This is a genomic window from Chitinophaga horti (genome assembly GCF_022867795.2).
GTDB classification, from domain to species: domain Bacteria; phylum Bacteroidota; class Bacteroidia; order Chitinophagales; family Chitinophagaceae; genus Chitinophaga; species Chitinophaga horti.
On sequence record NZ_CP107006.1, the window covers coordinates 4,837,746 to 4,859,888 of the forward strand.

Genomic DNA, 22,143 nt, shown 5'->3' on the forward strand with positions numbered 1-22,143 from the left:
AATGACGAGCAGGAAAACTGCTTATGACGAATAGCGTGGTGAAAGCACAAGTGAGTGACACAACGGGGGCTGAAGGGAGGAGAAAAAGCTGGCTAACAAAAAAAGAGAGGCGCATAAAGCACCTCTCTCACCATATTAAAAAGAAGATAAAATTAAGCAGGAACACCAGCTTTGCTGAGTACTTCGGCCATTTTCTTGCCAATGTCCGCAGGGCTTGCTACTACGTGCACGCCACATTCGGCCATGATTTTCATTTTAGCAGCAGCAGTATCGTCCGCACCACCGATGATCGCACCGGCGTGGCCCATACGGCGGCCCGGAGGCGCAGTTTGGCCGGCGATGAAGCCTACAACAGGTTTAGTACCGTTTTCTTTGATCCAATGTGCCGCTTCTGCTTCCATGCTACCACCGATCTCACCGATCATGATGATCGCGTCAGTCTCAGGGTCGTTCATCAGCAGTTCCACTGCATCTTTGGTAGGCGTACCAATGATCGGGTCGCCACCGATACCAATGGCAGTAGAAATACCGAGGCCGGCTTTCACTACCTGGTCAGCCGCTTCGTAAGTAAGGGTACCTGATTTAGATACGATACCGATGCGACCTTTTTTGAAGATAAAGCCGGGCATGATGCCAACTTTCGCTTCTTCCGCCGTAATAACGCCAGGACAGTTAGGCCCAACGAGGCGGGTATTTTTACCCTGCAGGTAGTTTTTGGCTCTCACCATATCCTGCACAGGAATACCTTCTGTAATACAAACTACCAGCGCAATACCAGCATCAGCAGCTTCCATAATAGCATCCGCAGCAAAAGCAGGAGGTACAAAAATGATAGATACATCCGCCGCAGTTTCTTTAACCGCGTCGGCTACGGTGTTAAATACCGGGCGGTCCAGGTGTTTGGAACCACCTTTACCAGGCGTTACGCCGCCTACCACCTGCGTACCGTATTCAATCATCTGTGTAGCATGGAAGGTACCTTCAGTACCCGTAAATCCCTGCACAATTACTTTGCTATGCTTATTAACTAAAACACTCATCGCGCTTGATTTATTGATTAATTTAATTGAGCTATTGAAAACAGCCGGACAAAAATAAGGAAAAGGAGATAAGAAAAACGGGGAATTTTAGGCTTTCTCCTCCCGGGCGCCCGGACGGTCTTTCAGGTTGCTGCGCCAGTTTTTGTCCTTGAAAGCGTCCAATTGCCTCATTTCCTTGGCATCCTGGAGGAACTCGGAGGCGAAAATAAAGTCGTTCAAACGCTTGTCTTTGCTGAATATGATTTCTTCGTTATTTCCTTCCCACTGCTTTTTGCCCTCGAACATGTACACGATGTGATCGCCGCTTTCCATTACGGTGTTCATGTCATGGGTGTTCATTACGGTGGTAATATTATACTCTACCGTCAGCTCTTTGATGAGTTTATCGATCACCAGGGAAGTTTGCGGATCGAGGCCGGAGTTGGGCTCGTCGCAGAAGAGGTACTTAGGGTTCAGCACGATGGAGCGGGCAATACCTACCCTCTTTTTCATACCACCGCTGATTTCGGCGGGGTACTTCTTGCCGGCTTCCTTCAGGTTTACACGGTCCAGCACTTCCTGCACCCGCTTCTTTTTGTCGCGTGTACGGTCATTGCTGAACATATCGAGCGGGAACATCACGTTCTGCTCTACCGTCATACTGTCGAACAGGGCCGAACCCTGGAACAGCATGCCTATTTCTTTGCGGATCTCTTTACGCTGGTTATTGTCCATGGCGGTAAAGTCTTTGCCGCTATAGAGGATGCTGCCGCTATCCAATTCGATAAGGCCTACCATACACTTCATCATCACCGTTTTACCGCTACCGCTGGACCCGATGATGAGGTTCATTTTACCGGCTTCCATGGTTACCGTCACATCCTTCAGGATTTCCTTATCGCCAAAGCCTTTTTTTATGTTGACCAGTTCTATCATTCCCGTCTTGTTTTAAAGTAGTATGGCCGTAAGGGCGTAGTCTGCAAAGAGGATGAGCACACAGCTGACAACTACCGCGGTAGTGCCGGCCTTACCGATTTCCAGGGCGCCGCCCTGTACGTTATAGCCGTAGTAGGCTGGTACGCTGGAGATAATAAAGGCGAACGTAAATGATTTGCTGAGGGCAAAAAACACGTTATACGCTTTAAATTCCTGGCGAAGGCCTTGTGTATATTCTTCGTTGGAAATGATCCCGGCCATCACACCTGCTGCTTTACCACCCCATATCCCCAGGAAGCCCGCGATCATTACCAGGCAGGGAATGGTGATCAAAGCCGCCAGTATTTTAGGCATCAGCAGGTATCCTTTTGTATTGATGCCCATGATTTCCTGTGCATCGATCTGCTCTGACACGCGCATATTCCCCAGCTCGGAGGCGATCTTGGAACCTACCACACCGGCCAGGATAACGCAGGTAAGCGTTGGGGCAAATTCAAGAATGATGGTATCCCTTACCACCTGGGCGATGGTCGCTTTCGGGATGATGGGACTTACCAGCTGGTAAGCCGTTTGGAGCGTAGTTACGCCCCCCATGAATAGGGAGATAATAAATACGATGCCGGTAGAACCAACACCGATGTCATTACACTGTTGCATGAACTCCTTCCAATACATCCGCATGTTTTCCGGCTTTGTAAACATGCCCTTCAACATCAGTACGTATTTACCAAAATGGTAGAAAAACTTAAACTCCATAACTGTTCAAAGATAGGAAAAACGGGTTTAGTATTATGTTCCCCGGCAAAGTATTGGCGGGGAATATCTACCCGGGCGCAAGTATTGGGCCATGTTATAGATGGCCGGCCGCCATGGGCATGATGGGTACCCGCCGGGTTTCCCTGGTTTGCGGTTACCGCAGGCTTTTTACCAGCAGCCGCTTCAGGCTTCGCTCGATGATCTCGCCCATGGTGCGGCATTTGGAAAATACGGGGTCTTCATAATGTTGCGCCAGCTCATCACCCAGTTGCTGTATCTTTTCGGGTAAGGATACACGGTCGGTCATGATCACATCGCGCAGGTCTTTGATACGGTGGCGCTGTACTTTCAGCCGACGGGCAATCAGCGAGCGCTCCTCCTGCTGGTACTGTTTCACCACCTCCGCATTCAGGTGCTGCATGGCCAGCTCCACGAACACACGGTTCTCCTTAAAGAACTGCGGCATGTACAGGGTTTTCTTTCCCTCGTAAAATTGCTGGTCAAAGTCGATTGCCCGGATGCGGAACTGCACGTCATCAAAATCGGGGGTGATGTCGAACACGAAGTTGTAAGACCGCATATCGCCTAACAACCGCACGAAACAGCGCTCGTTGAATTTCACAAACTCCTTGGCAATACGTTTGGGATTGAACTCCGGCCGCTGTAGGTAACCGGTTACGAACTGGTCGCCCGGTACACCGGCAATATGTTCTTCGATCAATGTGTTACCGTCTATGAGGTAGCTCATCCAGTACGGACTCAGGATATGTTCCAGCTCCAGCCCGTAAATGCGGGAAGCATCGGCGACTTTTACGTAGAAGTAGTCGTATACCTCGTTATAGTTGTTCACCACTTTTATCCTGAAGGGATGCGAGTTGCCGAAGGTACAGTAGTCGATGCGTTCGATGTGCAGATGTTCTTCGGCAGCCTGGTCGCCACCGGCTTTGAAGATAGAGTAGATGCGTTTAAGCCCGGCATGCAGCTGCCCCACCATGTTTTGCGGGTACACCACCGTCTCCCATAACGTGTCTTTACCGTCTTTATCGATTAACGGGAAACCATACTCGTAATAACGGAGTTCCTCGTATGAAACGGGCAATTTTACTTCCCTTTCGTACAACCTCAGGTAGTTCCTGAAAGCTGGTGTAAGGGGAAAGAATATCTTTTTACGCGAGATTTCCTGCATGCAGGGAAATTACGAAAAAAAGAGGCTGACCGTTTACCGGCCAGCCCCTTATCAAACTTTTATTTACAGGTCCCCCTGCTCCTGCAGGCGCTTTGCTACCCGCAATCCCAATTCTTTCCCCCACTGTTCCCCTGCCTGCATGGCTTCGTTCATTACCTGCGGCATCGTATTGATCATTTTACGGCCGGTAGGCGTTTTGTAGAAGCGGATCAGGTCCTGCAGCTCGTTCTTTTCATAATGCCGTTCGTAGATCGGTATGAAAATATCTGCCAGGTTGGAGGTTTGTATCTCCTTTTTGATCTCTGTCTTCAGCTTCTGTAGGATGTCTTCCGACAGTCCCAGGCCGCTGTTCGAGAAATTATCCAGCATAGCGCCGGCCATCTCACCCGCCATTTTCGTCATATTCGTTAACTCCATCACCTCGCGGATCAGGGGTCTTTTAGATGTGTCTTTTGCGGCTTCCTGTGCCGAAACACCTGCTGCAAACGCGCAACAGATCAGGGTAATGATGATTCTTTTCATGGTATGAGGGGGGTGTTAATTACTTCTTCTTTTTCCCTTTCTTTTCGCCCTCGTCGTTGCGGCAACATTTCGTTTGCGCGTCCACGACAGCGATCAGCACCACGTTCACGATCTGGCGAACAGTACTGCCCAACTGCAGGATGTGCACGGGCTTTTTCATACCCAGCAACACCGGACCAATCGCATCGAAACCCGCTACTTCCTGCAGGAGGTTGTAGGCTACGTTACCTGCCGTCAGGTTCGGGAAGATGAGGGTATTGGTATCACCTTCGATCAGTTCAGAGAACGGGTAGTTATCTTTCAGTATCTCTTTGTTAAAGGCCATCGCCGCCTGTATCTCACCATCTACACACAGTCCGGGTTCCTTTTGCTTCACCAGTTCACGGGCTTTGCTCACCAGCTGCGCTTCCGGCGTTTGGCTGGAACCGAAATTGAGTAAGATACCATCGCGATCCTGGGCGTAAGGTTGAACTGACGTACTTCTTTGGCTACCATCAGGGTGATTTCCGCCAGCTCTTCCGCCGTTGGATTGAAGTTCACCGTGGTATCGGCCAGGAACAGCGGTCCGCGTTTGGTGTTGATGATGTACATACCCGCCACACGTTTCACGCCTTCTTCCATACCGATCACCTGCAAAGCCGGACGAATGGTATCAGGATACTTCCTGGTCAAACCCGAGATGAGCGCATCGGCCTCTCCTGTTTCCACCATCATACAACCGAAGTAGTTACGCTCACGCATGATCTTTTTCGCCTCGTACAGATTGAAGCCTTTACGCTGACGCTTTTTGAAGAACAGCTCTCCAAAATAGTGGCGTTTATCGTGCATTTCATCGCTCTTCGGATCGATGATCTCGATACCGTCGATATCAATACCGTTGTCGGCAGCCAGGGTGCGGATCTTCTTTTCGTTACCCAGCAAAATCGGGAAGGCGATGCCTTCGTCGTTCACTACCTGCGCTGCTTTCAGGATCTTCAGGTTATCGGCCTCGGCAAATACCACACGGCGTGGATCTTTGCGGGCTTTGGTACCGATAACGCGGAACAGCTGGTTATCGAGTCCCAGGCGTTTGTTGAGCACATCTTTATAACCCTCCCAATCCGTGATCGGCGCAGTAGCCACGCCACTGTCCATCGCCGCTTTTGCCACAGCCGGGGCTACAGTGCTTAGCAGGCGCGGGTCGAGCGGTTTGGGAATGATATAGGTGGGACCAAACACGATATTTTTCTCGTTATAGGCCAGGTTTACGATATCGGGTACAGGCGACTTTGCGAGCTCTGCCAGCGCTCTTACCGCTGCCAGCTTCATTTCCTCATTGATCTGCGTAGCACGCACGTCGAGTGCGCCACGGAAGATATAAGGGAACCCGAGTACGTTGTTTACCTGGTTCGGATAGTCGGAGCGACCGGTAGCCATGATAATGTCCGGACGAGCACTGATCGCGGTTTCGTACGGAATTTCCGGATCGGGGTTCGCCATCGCGAACACGATCGGGTGTTTGGCCATCAGCTTCACCATTTCAGCGGTTACCACGTTACCTACCGATAAACCCACGAACACGTCGGCACCTTTCAGCGCTTCGGTAAGATTGGTCGCTTTGGAGGAAGTGGCAAACACCTGTTTCATTGCGTCCAGGTCGGTACGGGCCTTGTTCAGCACCCCGTCCTTATCAAACATAATGAAGTTCTCCGGCTTCGCACCCAGCGCTACGTAGAGTTTTACGCAGGCCATGGCGGCGGCACCGGCACCATTGATCACGAACTTCGCTTTTTCTATTTTCTTTTTGACGAGCTCCAGCGCATTAAGCAGGGCGGCCGAGGAAATGATGGCCGTGCCGTGCTGGTCGTCGTGCATGATCGGTATTTTCAGCTCCTGGCGCAGGCGTTCTTCGATCGCGAAACACTCAGGACTTTTAATATCTTCCAGGTTAATACCACCGAAAGTGGGCTCCAGCGCTTTCACAACCTGTACAAATTCGTCCACATTACGGCTGTTCAGCTCAATATCAAATACGTCGATGTCGGCAAATATTTTGAACAGTACACCCTTTCCTTCCATCACCGGCTTAGACGCTTCGGGACCAATATCCCCGAGCCCGAGTACAGCCGTTCCGTTACTGATTACCGCTACCAGGTTGCCTTTCGCGGTATACTTGTACACATTCTCCACATCTGCATGAATCTCTTTACAGGGCTCAGCTACGCCGGGAGAATAAGCGAGCGATAGGTCCCATTGTGTTTTGGTGTTTTTAGTAGGAATGACCTCAATCTTCCCTGGCTTACCGTTTGCGTGGTAATCCAGCGCATCCTGCTTGTTTAGTTTTCTTGCCATAAATTCCTAATTGGGCGTGCAATATACGAAGTCTGGCACTACCGCCCGTAGAACGTTCGTGCTGGTTCGTAATATTTATTTACTTTTACATTATTAACTAATTGGAGATAATGATACAACGCATACAAAGCCTTTATCTTTTGCTGGCCGCCGGAGCGGGCGCCGCTACCTGGTTCTACAACCTTTGGAAAGCGAATGTAAATGCAGGCACATCGACTTATGTAAAGTACTTTAACGCACAGGAGAGCTATCTTGTTTTCATCGTGTACATGGTAATTGTAGCGCTCGCGCTGCTTTGCATTTTCCTTTACAAAAATCGTAAGCTGCAATTCCGCCTCACCGTGCTGAATGTTTTCTTAACCGCGGCAGCGATCATTTTACAATATTTCAAGGTACAGGCCACTGCTAATGCACTCGAACAAAAGGGCCAGCAGATCATTTCTTCGTCGTATCTCCCGGCAGCTTTCCTGCCGGTACTGATGCTCATCCTGCTGATACTGGCAGCACGAGGCATTTACAAAGATGAGAAATTGATCAAGTCCCTGGATAGGTTGAGGTAAAAAATGCTAATGATTAGTCAAAAAGTGTTAATAGATACGCCCGGCAGTTGCTGCCGGGCGTATTTTTTGTGGGGGGAAACAAAACGGGCGGTGTTAACACCGCCCGCCTCTATTACAAAAACTTACCTGTATAACTTTCTTTCACCTTCTTCAACCCGTCGGGCACCCCGGCGTACAACAGCGTTCCACCGCCCTCGCCGCCTTCCGGCCCCAGGTCTATCACCCAGTCAGCCGACTTGATCACGTCCAGGTTATGCTCGATTACCAGGATGGAATGGCCCTGGTCGATCAACGCATTGAACGATGCCAGCAACTTACGGATGTCGTGGAAGTGTAAACCCGTTGTCGGTTCGTCGAACACGAACAGGATGTGCCCCTGCGCCCGGCCTTTACCGAGGAACGACGCCAGCTTCACGCGCTGTGCCTCGCCACCGCTCAAGGTATCGGACGATTGTCCCAGTTTCACATAACCCAAACCTACATCACTTAACGGGCGTATCTTATTCACTACATCTTTCTCCTCTTTGAAAAACTCGATCGCATCGTCCACGCCCATTTCCAGCACATCATAGATGTTTTTGCCTTTGTAGGTCACTTCCAGCACTTCCTCTTTAAAACGACGACCACCGCAGCTTTCACATTGCAGGTGTACATCTGCCAGGAACTGCATTTCCACGATCACTTCGCCTTCCCCTTTACAGGTATCGCAACGGCCACCATCCACGTTAAAGGAAAAATGTTTGGGCTGAAACCCACGCATCTTACTCACCGGTTGTTTGGAGTACAGGTCGCGGATCTCGTCGTAGGCTTTAATATAGGTTACCGGGTTCGAACGGGATGATTTACCGATCGGGTTCTGGTCTACCATTTCCACCTGCGTAATATCTTCAACATTGCCTTTGATCGCCCGGTGCTGACCTACCCTGTCGGTAAACTCGCCTTTCATTTTCATCAACGCGGGGTACAACACCTGCTTTACCAGCGTGGTTTTGCCCGATCCGCTCACGCCACTCACCACACACATTACACCTAACGGAAACTTCACATCGATGTTTTTCAGGTTGTGTTGACGCGCGCCTTCCACCTCGATAAACTTCTTCCACTTACGCACCTGTAACGGCGGCTCTATTTGTAAAGCACCGCTCATATATTTACCCGTCAGACTCTTCGCATCTTTCAGTATCTCATCGTGCGTACCGGCAAATATTACCTCACCACCCAAATGACTCGCCAGCGGCCCCATGTCGATAATGTAATCGGCTTCGGCCATCAGCTGCTCGTCGTGTTCTACCACCACCACCGTGTTACCGAGGTCGCGCAGTTCTTTCAACACGCCGATGAGGCGATGGGTATCGCGTGCATGCAGACCAATGCTCGGCTCATCCAGGATGTACAGCGAGTTGGTAAGGTTACTGCCCAGTGTACGCGTTAACTGTATACGCTGACTTTCGCCACCGCTCAGGGTATTCGCCACACGGTTCAGGGTAAGATAACTCAAACCCACATCCAGCAACGTTTTCAGCCGGTGATTAATTTCCAGCATAATACGTTTGGATACCTGCTGCTCGTATTCATTCAGTTCAATGCTATCGAACCATACTTTTAATTTTTCCACCGGCATTTCTACCAGCCTGGCGATATCGGTACCGCCCACTTTTACATATAACGCTTCTTTACGAAGGCGTGCCCCATTGCAGGTCGGACAAACGGTACGACCGCGGTAGCGGGCCTGTAACACACGGTATTGCACCTTGTACAGGTTTTGCTCTACCATTTTAAAGAACTCGTTGAGGCCGTAAAAATGTTCGTTGCCCGTCCACAACAGCTCATACTGTTCATCGCTCAGCTCCGCAATCGGTTTGTGGACCGGGAAGTTGAACTTACGCGCCACTTTGATGAGCGCCTCTTTGTACTCTCCCATCTTCTCCCCACGCCATGGCGCGATCGCGTTTTCGAAAACACTCAGGCGTTTGTCGGGGATCACCAGGTCTTTATCAAGCCCCAATACCTGTCCAAACCCTTCACAGGTAGGACAGGCACCGTACGGATTGTTGAAAGAAAACAGGTTCGGTACCGGCTCCTCAAATTGTAATCCGTCCAGTTCGAAACGATTCGAAAAACGAGGTTGCAGCTGCCCATCCACCTCGAGGTGACATTCCCCTTCGCTCTCATAAAAAGCCGTCTGCACGCTATCCGCAATACGATGTTTTTCATCGTCGTCGAACTTACGCACCACGATACGGTCGATCAGCACGTACGCATCCTTCGGCACCTTTGGCTTTTTATCCTCCAGCAATTCTTCGATACGTTGCAGCGAGCCGCCTTCCTTTGCGGGCAGGTAAAGCCTCGAAAAGCCTTTCTGCATCAGGATATTCAGTTCTTCAGACACCTCACGTTTCGCGTGATGCGGGAACGGAACGATGATATGCACCTTGCTGCCTTCCTTGAGTTTGCTGATGAAGTCCACCACGTCTGCCACCTCATGTTTTTTCACGAGATTGCCCGAAACCGGGCTGTATGTTTTACCTGCTCTTGCAAACAGCAGGCGGAGATAATCGTAAATTTCCGTCATGGAACCTACCGTCGAGCGCGGTGTACGCGTGATCACCTTTTGCTCGATCGCGATGGCCGGACAAATCCCTTTGATGTAATCCACATCCGGTTTGTTCATTCGCATGAGGAACTGGCGTGCATAAGCGCTGAGGCTTTCCGCGTAGCGGCGCTGGCCTTCGGCGAACAGCGTATCCATCGTCAGCGAGGATTTGCCCGAACCGGACACGCCCGTCACCACCACCAGCTTATTCCGGGGTATCGAAACAGTCACATTTTTCAAATTGTGCGTGCGCGCACCCTTGATCAAAATATGGTCCTGCGGACTAACTATCTCCTCATCAATTAATTGCTCCTGGGTCTTAACTTTTGTACGCATAGAAATACAAATGTAACGATTGTTCAGCTCACGAAAACATCCCCTTTTCTACTCTTTTTTCACCGACTGGAGCGCCCTCTTCAGCCCCCGTTGTGTCACTCACTTGTACGGCAGTTTCGCTAGTCGGCAAAGCTTTTTGAACAAAGTGAAGCCACCCTCGTGTTCAGTCTTCGCAGAAGTAGTTCATGGCTGCCCTTATTAGCGCGGAGACTGAAGCGGAGGTTCGCTTCCTGTCAGTCGCAATGACGGCGGAAGCGATGCTCATCCACTTCGTGGATTCGCCTCATCAGCACAAATTTAAAGATCACATACTTGTACGGCAGTTACCCTGGTCGCCAGCGCCGAAGTAGCCAGCATATAGCAAAGATAAGGCCCGACTTGCGCCAGACGATTGGGATCTGTCGCAAAGTGCCGCCAGATGTCGCAATGGTCGTCAGATGTCGCAATTGCCGCAAAAAAAATTCGGTTTAAGTTATGTGAGAGTTATCCGAGAGTTATGTGAGAGTTATGTGAGAGTTATCTGAGCCGTTGTGTCACGTCCTAAAATTGGTTTACACCCGTGTGAGATAATCCGGATTAGGGTTTACACCTGTATTTGTAATCCATAGACTCCCAGGCGAACACAGCCTACCTACAGCTGACTCGGCCATGGCAGGCGTTTTATGATATTTTCGTGTCATTTTTGCGCAACAGGGGGCAAATTTGACCGGATCGCTGTTGTTTTATTCAACAATTCCTTTATATTTGCATTGACTGTAATTTATTACTCAAACCTGTAAACAAGTACGCTTATAGCATAAACCTCTACTCAAAAGTCTTTTAAACACCTACAGACTGTTACTGGTCCGTACTATTTAATAACCGCTATTTGGGAGAATGTTTATGCAAGTAATGTACAAACTCAACGACGAACAACTCATTACACTGTTCCGCAAAGGGCACTCCTCCGCCCTTGAAGAACTGGTTTACAGGCACAAAGACAAGCTTTATACCTCTATCGTATTGCTCGTAAAAGATGCATTCCTCGCGGAAGACATCTTCCAGGACACTTTCATTAAAGTTATTGATACCATTCGTGCCGGCCGCTATACCGAAAAAGGTAAGTTCCTTCCCTGGGCTATGCGTATTGCGCATAACCTCTGTGTAGACCACTTCCGGAAAATCAAACGGACACCGCTGATCAAAACCAGCGACGATAAAGATATTTTCAATGTACTCAGCTTCTCAGAGTCCAGTGCAGAAGAAAAGATGATCACCCGCCAGAGCCACGACAGCGTGCGCAAAATGCTGGACATGCTGCCTGAGGAACAGCGTGAAGTGATTATCCTGCGCCACTACGCCGAGTTGAGTTTTAAAGAAATTGCTGACCTCACACAGGTGAGCATCAATACTGCATTAGGCCGTATGCGTTACGGTCTGATCAACCTCCGGAAGATGATGACGGAGAAACAGATTTGTTTGTAAAACCCTTTTGCTTGCCATCAACGGGCGGCCTGATGCAAATCCGACCGCTCGTTATTCTCTTTTCCAGGTACGCCTGTCAGTTTCTACACTTTCTCCAGCACAATCGCAGCCCCCTGTCCAACGCCCACACACATCGTGGCCAGCCCCAGCTTCGCACCCGCATTCCGTCTCATTTCATGTACTAACGTCGTAACGATCCTCGCCCCGCTGCATCCCAATGGATGCCCGATCGCGATAGAGCCGCCATTCAGGTTGATCTTCTGCTGATCCAGCTGCAATTCATGTATACAAGCCAGTGCCTGTGCCGCAAAAGCTTCATTTAACTCGATAATATCCAGGTCTTTCACGCCAATACCCGCACGGGCAAGCGCCTTCTGCGTAGCCGGCACGGGACCAATCCCCATGATCGCAGGGTCCACACCGGCCACCGCCATCGAGCTGATGCGTGCCAGCGGCCGTAACTGGAAACGCTGGAGCGCTTCTTCCGATACGATCAATACAGCTGACGCGCCATCGTTGATGCCGGCGGAGTTGCCTGCGGTCACAGAACCATCTTTTGCAAAGGCTGGTTTAAGGCCGGCCAGCTTCTCGAGCGAGGTGTCACGTGGATGCTCGTCCCGCGAAAAGATCACCTGCTCCTGTTTGTTAGGGGTAATCTCCACGGGAATGATTTCGTCCTCCCACTTACCAGCCAGCAGCGCGGCTTTGTATTTTTCCTGGCTGCGCAGGGCAAAGGTATCCTGGTCGGCACGGGCAATGTTCCACTGCCGGGCCACGTTTTCCGCCGTTTCACCCATGGAATAAGGATGATACATAGCGGCCAGCCGTTTATTGGTAAAACGCCAGCCGATAGTCGAATCGAATACCTCGGCCTGGCGGCTGAAAGCTCCTTCGGCCTTACCCATTACGAAGGGTGCACGAGTCATACTTTCTACCCCACCGGCGATGTATACGTCGCCTTCGCCACACATTACGGCACGGGCGGCATCCATAATTGCCTGTAATCCGGAAGCACACAGCCGGTTGACGGTATTGCCTGCCACAGAAACCGGGAAACCAGCCAGCAGCGCGGCCATACGGGCTACGTCGCGGTTATCTTCACCGGCCTGGTTGGTGGCACCGGCAATAATGTCTTCAATGGCTGCCGGGTCCAGCCCGGGATTACGGTTGGCAAGCGAGGAAAGCATCAGGGCCAGCAGATCGTCTGGACGGATGGAGCTAAGGGCGCCGCCGTAACGGCCTATGGGCGACCGCACCGCATCGGCGATGTAAACAGTTTTTCGTAACATGCTGCTAAAGGTAGCATTTCCCGGCAAAACGTGATCAAAACGACTAACTTCATATAAATCAGCCGGTTACCTGCCTCATCGTTAAATAAAGATTACATTTGTATTAACAGCCCATTCACGGGATATTCCTTTTTTAGAACTACCTTTGCAGCGAAATGAGGAAGCAAAATATACGTGAGCTGAGCCTGCAGCAATTACAGGAATACTTTGTACAGATCAACGAGAAGCCGTTCCGCGCCAAGCAGGTGTACGAGTGGTTGTGGCTGCGCCATGCCCGTGATTTTGAATCTATGACCAACATTTCCAAGCAGTTACGCACTGCCCTGGAAGAACATTTTGAGCTGCCTGCGATCAAGATCGACCTCACGCAGCACAGCAGCGACGGTACGATCAAAACGCGCTTCAAAACGCAGGATGGCCAGCTGGTAGAAGGGGTACTGATCCCTACCGAAAGCCGCCAGACGGCTTGCGTATCTTCCCAGGTGGGCTGTAGCCTCAGCTGCAAATTCTGCGCTACAGGCTACATGAAACTCCGCCGCAACCTCAACCACGACGAAATTTATGATGAAGTGGCACTGCTTAACCAGCAGGCGCTCGAATCTTCCGGTAAAAAGCTTACTAATATCGTATACATGGGTATGGGTGAGCCTTTGCTGAACTATAAAAACGTGTTGAAGTCCATCGAAAAAATCACGTCCCCGGATGGCCTGGGCATGTCGCCCCGCCGTATTACGGTATCCACCGCCGGCGTGGCCAAAATGATCAAACAACTGGGGGACGACCAGGTGCGTTTCAACCTGGCCCTGTCGCTGCACGCAGCCAATGACCAGAAACGTAGCGAGATCATGCCGATCAACGATACGAACAATCTCAAAAACCTGGTGGAAGCACTGAACTACTTCTACAAAGCCACCAATAACGAGATCACTTTCGAATACATTCTCTTCCACAATTTCAACGACTCGTTGAAAGATGCGGACGAGCTGATCAAAATATACCGCCAGGTGCCTGTGGACCTGGTAAACATCATCGAATACAACCCGATCGATAACGCACGTTTCCAAAAACCTTCGGCCGAAACGACGCAGCGCTTTATGGAATATCTCGGGAAAAATCGCGTGAATGCTCGTCTTCGCCGCAGCCGTGGTAAAGACATCGACGCAGCCTGCGGTCAGCTGGCCAACAAGGACAACCAGTCCATGGCCGCCGAAGGCGAACTGGCATAAACAAAATTCTTACTGCAGGAATGCAGCATGCTAAACATACAACATGAAGAAAAACAAACCAGGCATTTCCAAAAGCACCGGTAAGGGCTTTTCACCATTCAAGGAAAACAAGTCAGATGCCCGCAAAACGGATAGCGCACGTCCTTTCGCAAAGTTCGAGAAGAAGCCGAAAGAACAGTTCCGCGACAACGACAGCGATGATGCATCCGACAAAAAGCCTTTCAGAGGAGACCGTAAGCCGTTTGAAAAGAAAGCTTCCGGCGACCGCAAACCTTTCGACAAGAAGCCATTCGGCGACCGCGACAAGAAACCTTTTGACAAATCCCGCAAGTCATTTGGCGACGACGACAAACCCCGCAGATCTTTCGGGGACCGCGACAAAAAACCATTCGACAAAGACAGAAAGCCATTCGGCGACCGTGACAAAAAGCCTTTCGACGGCGAACGTAAATCATTCGGCGATCGCGAGAAAAAGCCTTTCGACGGTGAACGTAAATCGTTCGGCGACCGCGAGAAAAAGCCTTTCGACGGCGAACGTAAATCATTCGGCGATCGCGAGAAAAAGCCTTTCGACGGTGAACGTAAATCATTCGGCGATCGCGAGAAAAAGCCTTTCGACGGTGAACGTAAATCGTTCGGCGACCGCGAAAAGAAGCCATTCGATAAAGACCGTAAATCATTCGGCGACAAAGACAAAAAATCTTTCTCTAAAGATAAAGATGCACGCAAAGGCCGCAAAGGCGCTGATGATAAACCTAAATCCTTCTTCGATGGAATAGACATCTGGGCCAGCGACAAACCTAAACGTGACGATCTGCGCGAAGATCTTCCAGACTTCAGCAAAACGATAGACGATAACTGGACGGATGACGCGCCTTATGGCAAAGAAGGCGAAAAGGCAGAGAAAGGCCGTCGCCCTGAGGGCAAAGAAACGCGTGGTACTATTTCCCGCAGGAAGAAAACGGAAGACGATCGCAAACCTGGGCGCAAACGCATCGAAGTAAGAGATAAAAATGCGCCTAAAGAGAGCAGCGACGAAATGCCGCTGAACAAGTACCTGGCACACTCCGGCCTCTGCTCCCGCAGAAAGGCGGTTGATTATATTAAAGATGGTAAAGTAACCGTTAACGGTGTACAGGTGCTGGAACCAGCCACCAAAGTGACGCCGCGCGATCTCGTGAAACTGAACGAGAAGAAGCTAACCATCTCCAAGAACCTCGTGTACGTGCTGCTGAACAAACCGAAAGGTTACATCACCACCACGGATGATCCGGAAGGCCGCCAGACCGTCATGGAACTGGTTGCCGACGCTACCGATGAAAGAGTGTTCCCTGTTGGCCGCCTGGACCGCAACACCTCCGGCTTGCTGCTGCTCACCAACGATGGCGACCTCGCCCAGAAATTGGCGCATCCTAAACACAACATCAAAAAGATCTACCATGTAGGGCTGGATAAACCGCTCACCAAAGCGGACTTTGAAAAGATCCTGCAAGGTGTTGAACTGGAAGATGGTGTAGCCAACGTAGATGCATTGGGGTATGTCGATAACAAAGACAAATCACAGATCGGCATCGAGATCCACAGCGGTAAAAACCGCATCGTACGTCGCATTTTCGAACACCTGGAGTATAAGGTGGAGAAACTGGACCGTGTGATGTATGCCGGCCTTACCAAAAAGAATATCAATCGCGGCAAATGGCGCTTCCTCACAGAAAAAGAAGTGATCCTGCTGAAACATTTTAAATAATCGCTAACAGTCCCGGCCACACCGGGACTGTTTTTTACTACATATCTCCTTATGCGCATTGAAGATATCATCCTGTTTGAGAACGATGACTTTATAGCATTGAATAAACCGTCCGGACTACTCACCATCCCGGACAGGCACGACAATGAACTTTCGTCCCTGCAGGGCATGCTAAAGAAGAAATACGAACAGATCTACACGGTACACCGCCTCGACCGCGATACCAGTGGCCTGATCCTGTTTGCCAAACACGAAGCAGCCCATAAATTCCTTTCCCAGTTATTTGAATCGAGAGGCGTACAGAAGTTTTACCTGGGGCTTATTAACGGCGAGCTTCCAAATGATAAAGGCAGCGTAGACCAGCCGATTATGGAACATCCCGTACAAAAGGGTAAAATGGTGACCAATGCAAAAGGCCGCCCGTCGCTTACCGACTACGAAGTGCTGGAAAACTTCAGCCTTTACAGCCTGGTGAAACTGCAGATACATACTGGTCGTACGCACCAGATCAGGGTGCATATGAAATACCTGGGTCACCCCATCGCGGTAGATGAACTGTACGGAACAGCGACGCCCATTAAACTGTCGGCTATCAAGAAGAAGTTCAAACTGGGGAAACATACGGAAGAAGAACGGCCGATGCTGAGCCGCCTGGCCCTGCACGCTTTCGAGTTGCGGTTTAAAGACGCTCACGGAACGGATCATGCGCTGCAAGCCCCATTGCCAAAGGATATGCAGGCAGTGCTGCAACAGCTCCGTAAACACAAGGCATAAAAAAAACGGGGAAAAATCCCCGTTTCGTAAAATCAAAAACCAACCATTAAAAAAACAATTCAGGGGGTGTTACGCCCCAATATTTTGTAAACCTTATTTGTTGGGCTGAGGTGTTGTTCTCAGGTAAGGTTTAATAATTTTATGTCCTTTCGGGAAGCGGTTCGGAATTTCTTCCGTTGGTACCGCAGGTACTACAATCACATCTTCACCATCTTTCCAGTCGGCCGGTGTGGCCACGCTGTATTTAGCGGTAAGCTGCAGGCTATCGATTACTCTCAGCACTTCTACGAAGTTTCTGCCGGTAGAGGCAGGATAAGTGAGGGTAAGTTTCACCTTTTTATCAGGACCGATCACAAACAGGGAGCGAACGGTAAATGTTTCAGAAGCATTCGGATGGATCATGCCGTAGAGGTTCGCTACGGTACGGTCTTCGTCAGCAATGATCGGGAAAGTAACGTCGCAGCTTTGCGTTTCGTTGATATCGCCTACCCATTGTTTGTGTTTGTCGAGTGGGTCAACGCTTAATGCCAGCACCTTCACATTGCGTTTTTCAAACTCGCCGTTCAGGAGGGCCGTTTTTCCCAATTCAGTTGTGCAAACAGGTGTAAAATCTGCGGGATGAGAGAACAGGATACCCCAGCCTTCGCCCAGGTAATCGTAGAAATCTATTTCGCCATTAGTGGTCTGAGCCTTGAAATTTGGAGCTATATCACCTAACCTTAAACTCATGTCATATCAGTTTTACGGTATCAAAAATACCAATTTCCTATAAATATTATAGACTTATCAGCCTTTTTTTCCAGTTTTTTTTGATGAATGGAGCCATGATATTGCAGTGTAGCCAACCACCCCTTGCCAGCAGGGCGTTTCAGGGCGACTTCACCTCCAAAAAGGAGGTATTTCAAGCAAAAAAACTTTCAGATATTTTTATGGCTAATGCTTTCCCGAAAAAAGCGGCCCCGGACTTTGTAGCAGTAAAAAAAGAAGAATTTTGGGGTACGTTCATATGATCGTCCGGGGCCGGATAAGCTGATGATTGCGGAACGTGGTGGTCTTTAGAGGGCTTCATTGGGTAACAAACAAGGGCATTTTGGGGATGAACAAACAATGCCACGCACCGCAATCATGTTACTATTTTTAAGTTCTTTAGTGTCAGGTCAGCGATTAGTTCCCTTCCTGCTTCCAGGCGTAGTAAGCAAGGGTGAACTTCACATCGTCGGTCAAAGCGGCGTCCTGGCGGGCAGACGCTTCGTCAAACTCCAGTTCCAGGTAACCGAGGTACAGTGAATAACACTGTGCCAGCTGACTCATGCAGTTACCGATTTCCTCCGTGTAAGGTGCGGCAGGCGCTGGCAGTACTTCGGCACTGTCGATATAAAAACAATATTCATTTACATAATCAACCCACTCATCTTCGCGGGTATAGTGTGGTTTGGAAAGGCTGAAGCGGATGTTATCGAACACCACTGGTGCGCCGAACTGTGCTTCGAGATCGATCAGTTCAGGACCATCCTGCATTTGTTCCAGCTTCTGAACGATCGCCATTTGCACGGCTTCGCTCTTTTCTTCCATCGCGCGGAACATGTTATTGAGTACCTCGTAGTTGGTTACGAAATCACAACGCTTCCAGCCATCGGCTGTTTGCAGGTAACCCCATATCGTAAGATAATGGGAGTTGTCAAGTATGATCTGGCCTACAGAGATGGCCGCTGCTTCCTGAACCCTTGCTATTTGTGTTGTTACCTTTTTCATATTCATTTCGATTAAGAACAATACAAAAGTATAGGGTCGTTACGCACAGGATTTGCGTGGTAAATTCTCATCAGAAAAAATTGAAAAAAAATACGCTCCCGGTCAAATTGCCTTACTTTTAGACTTCAAATTTTAGCCTGTATGCCTAAAAACAAGGACGCCCTTTCCCGCTACAGATGGATAGACGAGCGCCTGCGCAACAAGCGCCTCCCCAGGCCTACCCTGGAAGACCTTATCAGGTACGTATCCGACAAAATGGATTCGGACATCTCTATGCGCACGATGCAGAAAGACATCCAGGATATGCGCAGCGACAGGGAACTCAATTACATGGCCCCTATCGAATACGACCGCAAAACCAAGGCTTATCATTATACAGATGACAGCTTTTCGATCAGCAGCATCCCTATCGATGAAGCAGATCTGCAGGGACTGGAAATCGCGATCGGCATACTGGAGCAATTTCGCAGTCTGCCCGTTATTCAACAGTTCGAAGACGCTATCCTGAAAATCGCCGCAGGCCTTAAAATGAACAGGGAGAACCTGGAAAACCAGGGTCTCATCAAATTCAGCCGCGCGAATCAATATAAAGGAGCCGAACACATCGCCACGATCGTGGACGCGATCAAAAACCTGGAGGTAATCCGCATCGCATACCAAAGCTTCGGCCGCAACGAACCGAAAGAACATTGGGTGGAACCATATCATGTTCGCGAATACCAGCATCGTTTCTACCTGATCGGTAAAAGTCAGAAAGAACGGGAAGGCGTATTGCTTACGTTTGCGCTGGACCGCATGGTAGAAATATGGCCGACGAACAAACACTTCGACCAGAAGAATTTCGACGACGCCAGTTATTTCCAGCACGCTATTGGCATTACGGTGCCTGTAGGCGCGCCCGAACTGATCGAGCTGTCGTTTACACCGTTGCAGGGTAAATATGTGAAGTCACAGCCTTTACATCCCACACAACAGACTACGATCGATAACGAGGAAGAATGCAGGGTAACGTTAAGTGTGGTGATTAACCCGGAGTTGCAGATGCTGCTACTCAGTTACGGGGCGAATGTGAAGGTATTGCAGCCAGCCTCGCTCGCACAGCGAATGGCAGCAGAAGCAGAAGCAATGCAGCAATTATACAAATAAAAAACGGCCGGTATATACACCGGCCGTTTTCATATCTATTTGTTCCAGCTTACGCAGGCTTCTTGAAGATAGCCTCGTCGATGGGTTTGTTGATTTCCACTTTAGAAATGTTGAAGTTAACCGCCGGACCTACAGACTCCTGTGTGGTTACGTAAGGAAACACATATCCTTCGGGTGTTTTGCGGTAGTCGCTGGAAGTTACTTTCAGCGTGATGCTCTGTCCACCGGCGCTGATGTTTGTTTCGCTGCGCACTACGTAATAAGTGCTGGCATCGATGAAGAAAGTAGTAACGGTGCCGTCGGCATCGGTAACTTTTAGTTTAAAAGCTTCCTGGCCGTTGGTGGTTTCTTTACCAAGCAGTTCTACCTTTTTGTTTTTCTCTTTGTAATCCAGCAGTTCACCGCCGAGTGACAGGCCGCGTTTGGCTATTTTGTGCTGATCGGCGGGCATGTCCATAGGTGAGGTCATGTTCTGCACGGGCAGCAGCATCCAGCCGCCATCGGCTGTTACTACCTGTATATTTTCCGTACCGTTGAATTCAAAATCGATGCGCATCGCCTTATTGTTGATCTGGCGAAGTTTAAGCGGCAGTTCTGCGCCGGGAACTTCCATGTTACCTTCGAAATAAACGGAGTTCAATGCTTTCAATTTTTCAACGCCGCCCATTGCCTGGAGGTTTTTGGCAATCACTTCGTCGGCGGTCTGTGCTTTTGCTCCGATCACCGTAGTTAGTGTTACCAGCGAAAGGGCTAACATTTTAAGAGCTCTCATAAATTCAATTTTAGAATGGTTTAATCAGGATGACGATGGCCATCCTGTTAAAGATAAGCAAAACCATTAGATTTACGCCATGAACACTTTTACGCTTACCGCCAACCTGGTGGACATTCCGGGAAGAAAAACCTATCCTGCCCACATCTCCGTTGAAAATGGCCTGATCCGCCATATTACTGCAGCAGAAAGTGCGACGGGATATGTATTGCCCGGCTTCATCGATGCGCATGTACACGTGGAAAGCTCTATGCTCATACCGTCGGAATTTGCACGTTTGGCGGTGGTGCATGGCACGGTAGCCACCGTATCGGACCCGCATGAAATAGCAAACGTACTGGGCGTAAAAGGCGTGGAATATATGTTGGAGAACGGTAAACAGGTACCTTTCAAATTCTGGTTCGGCGCACCTTCCTGCGTACCGGCTACCACCTTTGAAACCGCCGGCGCGGCAGTAACATCGGCGGATGTAGACGCGCTGCTGCAGCGGCCGGACATCGTTTATCTTTCGGAAATGATGAATTTCCCTGGTGTGTTGTTTGGCGACCAGGAAGTGATGGCCAAGATTGCCTCCGCAAAAAAGTACGGCAAACCCGTAGACGGCCATGCACCCGGATTGCGTGGCGAAGACGCCCGTAAATACATCTCCGCCGGCATCAGCACCGATCATGAATGTTTTACTGCCGAAGAAGCGCTGGACAAACTGCAGCACGGCATGAAAATACTGATCCGCGAAGGCAGCGCCGCCCGCAACTTCGAGGCATTGATACCGCTGCTGGATGAGCACTATGCCAATATCATGTTTTGCAGTGACGATAAACACCCGGACAATCTCGAAGAAGGACATATCGACGTACTGGTAAAACGTGCGCTGGCCAGGGGCAAAGATGTGTACAAGATATTACAGGCGGCCTGCATCAACCCCGTTAAACATTACCAACTGGACGTAGGCCTGCTGCAACCCGGCGACCCGGCAGATTTTATCGTGGTAGATGATTTACAACAATTCAACATCCTATCTACTTACATCAACGGACAAAAGGTGGCCGAAGCTGGCAAAACGCTCATCAACAGCGTGCCTTCGGAACCTGTCAACTACTTCGACGCGAAGCCGCACCAGCCGTCTGACTTCATCCTATCCGCCACAGGCGAATGTATCAAGGTAAAAGTAATGGAGGCTCTGGAAGGGCAGCTGATCACCAATTCGCTGGAAGCCACGCTGCCTGTCATCAACAATGCCATCATCTCAGACGTTACACAGGACGTGCTGAAGATAGCCGTCGTGAACCGCTACAAACCTGCGCCTGTCGCACTCGGCTTCATCCGCAATTTCGGTTTGAAAGAAGGGGCCATCGCGTCGTCGGTGGCGCACGACAGCCATAACATCATTGCAGTGGGTACGAACGACGAAGCGCTGTGCGAAGCTGTAAACGAGATCATTCGTTGCCAGGGCGGTATTACGGCTACAGGCGGCGCATCTACCCAAACACTACCTTTGCCGGTAGCCGGGTTAATGAGCAACCTGGACGGGTACGAAGTAGCGCGCCGGTACAGTGAGCTGGACAAAGCCGCCAAACAACTGGGCAGCACGCTGGACGCACCTTTTATGACATTGTCGTTCATGGCGCTATTGGTAATTCCGCACCTGAAACTCAGCGACCTCGGGCTGTTCGATGGCGATAAATTTGCCTTTACACCCGTGTATTAAAATAAAACCGGGCTGCGGTTTAATCC

Annotated in this window: 17 protein-coding genes and 1 pseudogene; 7 read left to right on the plus strand and 11 right to left on the minus strand. The window is 50.0% G+C overall.

Going from position 1 to position 22,143, the window contains the following annotated elements:
- Window positions 1-152: 152 nt before the first annotated feature.
- The 6 genes and pseudogenes from sucD to MKQ68_RS19435 all read right to left on the minus strand — a co-directional run bounded on the left by sucD (window position 153) and on the right by MKQ68_RS19435 (window position 6,750).
- Window positions 153-1,040 carry a succinate--CoA ligase subunit alpha gene (gene sucD / locus MKQ68_RS19405; RefSeq protein WP_264280550.1) on the minus strand — a complete coding sequence of 296 codons (888 nt, stop codon included), beginning with the start codon at window positions 1,038-1,040 and terminating at the stop codon, window positions 153-155.
- An 87-nt stretch (window positions 1,041-1,127) separates the two neighbouring features.
- On the minus strand, window positions 1,128-1,955 hold the full coding sequence (locus MKQ68_RS19410) for an ABC transporter ATP-binding protein (protein ID WP_264280551.1): 828 nt from the start codon (window positions 1,953-1,955) through the stop codon (window positions 1,128-1,130).
- 12 nt (window positions 1,956-1,967) lie between these two features.
- On the minus strand, window positions 1,968-2,711 hold the full coding sequence (locus MKQ68_RS19415) for an MlaE family ABC transporter permease (RefSeq protein WP_264280552.1): 744 nt from the start codon (window positions 2,709-2,711) through the stop codon (window positions 1,968-1,970).
- A gap of 154 nt (window positions 2,712-2,865) precedes the next feature.
- The gene (locus tag MKQ68_RS19420) at window positions 2,866-3,897 is read right to left on the minus strand and encodes a hypothetical protein (RefSeq protein WP_264280553.1); all 1,032 of its coding nucleotides are present in this window, start codon (window positions 3,895-3,897) and stop codon (window positions 2,866-2,868) included.
- A gap of 63 nt (window positions 3,898-3,960) precedes the next feature.
- Window positions 3,961-4,419: a DUF2059 domain-containing protein gene (locus MKQ68_RS19425; protein ID WP_244842441.1), complete on the minus strand. Its 459-nt coding sequence runs from the start codon at window positions 4,417-4,419 to the stop codon at window positions 3,961-3,963.
- 19 nt (window positions 4,420-4,438) lie between these two features.
- Window positions 4,439-6,750, minus strand: a pseudogene (locus tag MKQ68_RS19435) (NADP-dependent malic enzyme).
- Window positions 6,751-6,860: 110 nt separating this feature from the next.
- Here MKQ68_RS19435 and MKQ68_RS19440 point away from each other — a divergent pair.
- Complete coding sequence (locus tag MKQ68_RS19440) at window positions 6,861-7,310, plus strand: DUF4293 domain-containing protein (protein WP_264280556.1); 450 nt, start codon at window positions 6,861-6,863, stop codon at window positions 7,308-7,310.
- Window positions 7,311-7,422: 112 nt separating this feature from the next.
- Here the strand turns inward: MKQ68_RS19440 and uvrA are convergent, their stop codons facing one another.
- Window positions 7,423-10,239 (minus strand): excinuclease ABC subunit UvrA, encoded by a 2,817-nt coding sequence (gene uvrA, locus MKQ68_RS19445; RefSeq protein ID WP_264280557.1) that lies wholly within the window; start codon window positions 10,237-10,239, stop codon window positions 7,423-7,425.
- 876 nt (window positions 10,240-11,115) lie between these two features.
- Between uvrA and MKQ68_RS19450 the strand changes: the two genes are divergently transcribed.
- Window positions 11,116-11,703 carry a sigma-70 family RNA polymerase sigma factor gene (locus MKQ68_RS19450; protein WP_490715592.1) on the plus strand — a complete coding sequence of 196 codons (588 nt, stop codon included), beginning with the start codon at window positions 11,116-11,118 and terminating at the stop codon, window positions 11,701-11,703.
- Between the two features lie 83 nt (window positions 11,704-11,786).
- Here the strand turns inward: MKQ68_RS19450 and MKQ68_RS19455 are convergent, their stop codons facing one another.
- The gene (locus tag MKQ68_RS19455) at window positions 11,787-12,992 is read right to left on the minus strand and encodes an acetyl-CoA C-acyltransferase (protein WP_264280558.1); all 1,206 of its coding nucleotides are present in this window, start codon (window positions 12,990-12,992) and stop codon (window positions 11,787-11,789) included.
- A gap of 155 nt (window positions 12,993-13,147) precedes the next feature.
- Here MKQ68_RS19455 and rlmN point away from each other — a divergent pair, with 155 nt between their 5' ends.
- Genes rlmN through MKQ68_RS19470 form a run of 3 tightly spaced genes read left to right on the plus strand, consistent with a single transcriptional unit; the run spans window position 13,148 to window position 16,739 of the window.
- Window positions 13,148-14,218 carry a dual-specificity RNA methyltransferase RlmN gene (rlmN, locus tag MKQ68_RS19460; protein WP_264280559.1) on the plus strand — a complete coding sequence of 357 codons (1,071 nt, stop codon included), beginning with the start codon at window positions 13,148-13,150 and terminating at the stop codon, window positions 14,216-14,218.
- A gap of 43 nt (window positions 14,219-14,261) precedes the next feature.
- A complete protein-coding gene (locus MKQ68_RS19465; protein ID WP_264280560.1) occupies window positions 14,262-15,965 on the plus strand; it encodes a pseudouridine synthase in 1,704 nt (567 codons plus the stop codon).
- 51 nt (window positions 15,966-16,016) lie between these two features.
- On the plus strand, window positions 16,017-16,739 hold the full coding sequence (locus tag MKQ68_RS19470) for an RluA family pseudouridine synthase (protein ID WP_264280561.1): 723 nt from the start codon (window positions 16,017-16,019) through the stop codon (window positions 16,737-16,739).
- A 93-nt stretch (window positions 16,740-16,832) separates the two neighbouring features.
- On the opposite strand, the gene MKQ68_RS19475 is transcribed toward MKQ68_RS19470, so the two are convergent.
- Both MKQ68_RS19475 and MKQ68_RS19480 read right to left on the minus strand, forming a co-directional pair.
- Window positions 16,833-17,468, minus strand: coding sequence for a peroxiredoxin (locus MKQ68_RS19475; RefSeq protein WP_264280562.1), 636 nt, complete (start codon window positions 17,466-17,468; stop codon window positions 16,833-16,835).
- A gap of 435 nt (window positions 17,469-17,903) precedes the next feature.
- On the minus strand, window positions 17,904-18,491 hold the full coding sequence (locus tag MKQ68_RS19480; protein ID WP_264280563.1) for a hypothetical protein: 588 nt from the start codon (window positions 18,489-18,491) through the stop codon (window positions 17,904-17,906).
- A 141-nt stretch (window positions 18,492-18,632) separates the two neighbouring features.
- Between MKQ68_RS19480 and MKQ68_RS19485 the strand changes: the two genes are divergently transcribed.
- A complete protein-coding gene (locus tag MKQ68_RS19485; protein ID WP_264280564.1) occupies window positions 18,633-19,637 on the plus strand; it encodes a helix-turn-helix transcriptional regulator in 1,005 nt (334 codons plus the stop codon).
- A 49-nt stretch (window positions 19,638-19,686) separates the two neighbouring features.
- On the opposite strand, the gene MKQ68_RS19490 is transcribed toward MKQ68_RS19485, so the two are convergent.
- Window positions 19,687-20,409 carry a LolA-like protein gene (locus MKQ68_RS19490; protein WP_244842454.1) on the minus strand — a complete coding sequence of 241 codons (723 nt, stop codon included), beginning with the start codon at window positions 20,407-20,409 and terminating at the stop codon, window positions 19,687-19,689.
- A gap of 79 nt (window positions 20,410-20,488) precedes the next feature.
- On the opposite strand from MKQ68_RS19490, the gene ade reads away from it, so the two are divergent.
- Window positions 20,489-22,117, plus strand: coding sequence for an adenine deaminase (gene ade / locus MKQ68_RS19495; RefSeq protein WP_264280565.1), 1,629 nt, complete (start codon window positions 20,489-20,491; stop codon window positions 22,115-22,117).
- Window positions 22,118-22,143: the final 26 nt, after the last annotated feature.

What these genes read in the sequence shown, in the direction of transcription:
- MKQ68_RS19465 (WP_264280560.1), top strand. Translation starts at nt 14,262, where the DNA reads ATGAAGAAAAACAAACCAGGCATTTCCAAAAGCACCGGTAAGGGCTTT.
- MKQ68_RS19425 (WP_244842441.1), bottom strand. Translation starts at nt 4,419, where the DNA reads ATGAAAAGAATCATCATTACCCTGATCTGTTGCGCGTTTGCAGCAGGT.
- MKQ68_RS19470 (WP_264280561.1), top strand. Translation starts at nt 16,017, where the DNA reads ATGCGCATTGAAGATATCATCCTGTTTGAGAACGATGACTTTATAGCA.
- MKQ68_RS19485 (WP_264280564.1), top strand. Translation starts at nt 18,633, where the DNA reads ATGCCTAAAAACAAGGACGCCCTTTCCCGCTACAGATGGATAGACGAG.
- MKQ68_RS19440 (WP_264280556.1), top strand. Translation starts at nt 6,861, where the DNA reads ATGATACAACGCATACAAAGCCTTTATCTTTTGCTGGCCGCCGGAGCG.
- ade (WP_264280565.1), top strand. Translation starts at nt 20,489, where the DNA reads ATGAACACTTTTACGCTTACCGCCAACCTGGTGGACATTCCGGGAAGA.
- rlmN (WP_264280559.1), top strand. Translation starts at nt 13,148, where the DNA reads ATGAGGAAGCAAAATATACGTGAGCTGAGCCTGCAGCAATTACAGGAA.
- MKQ68_RS19480 (WP_264280563.1), bottom strand. Translation starts at nt 18,491, where the DNA reads ATGAAAAAGGTAACAACACAAATAGCAAGGGTTCAGGAAGCAGCGGCC.
- sucD (WP_264280550.1), bottom strand. Translation starts at nt 1,040, where the DNA reads ATGAGTGTTTTAGTTAATAAGCATAGCAAAGTAATTGTGCAGGGATTT.
- MKQ68_RS19420 (WP_264280553.1), bottom strand. Translation starts at nt 3,897, where the DNA reads ATGCAGGAAATCTCGCGTAAAAAGATATTCTTTCCCCTTACACCAGCT.
- MKQ68_RS19450 (WP_490715592.1), top strand. Translation starts at nt 11,116, where the DNA reads ATGTTTATGCAAGTAATGTACAAACTCAACGACGAACAACTCATTACA.
- uvrA (WP_264280557.1), bottom strand. Translation starts at nt 10,239, where the DNA reads ATGCGTACAAAAGTTAAGACCCAGGAGCAATTAATTGATGAGGAGATA.
- MKQ68_RS19455 (WP_264280558.1), bottom strand. Translation starts at nt 12,992, where the DNA reads ATGTTACGAAAAACTGTTTACATCGCCGATGCGGTGCGGTCGCCCATA.
- MKQ68_RS19490 (WP_244842454.1), bottom strand. Translation starts at nt 20,409, where the DNA reads ATGAGAGCTCTTAAAATGTTAGCCCTTTCGCTGGTAACACTAACTACG.
- MKQ68_RS19475 (WP_264280562.1), bottom strand. Translation starts at nt 17,468, where the DNA reads ATGAGTTTAAGGTTAGGTGATATAGCTCCAAATTTCAAGGCTCAGACC.
- MKQ68_RS19410 (WP_264280551.1), bottom strand. Translation starts at nt 1,955, where the DNA reads ATGATAGAACTGGTCAACATAAAAAAAGGCTTTGGCGATAAGGAAATC.
- MKQ68_RS19415 (WP_264280552.1), bottom strand. Translation starts at nt 2,711, where the DNA reads ATGGAGTTTAAGTTTTTCTACCATTTTGGTAAATACGTACTGATGTTG.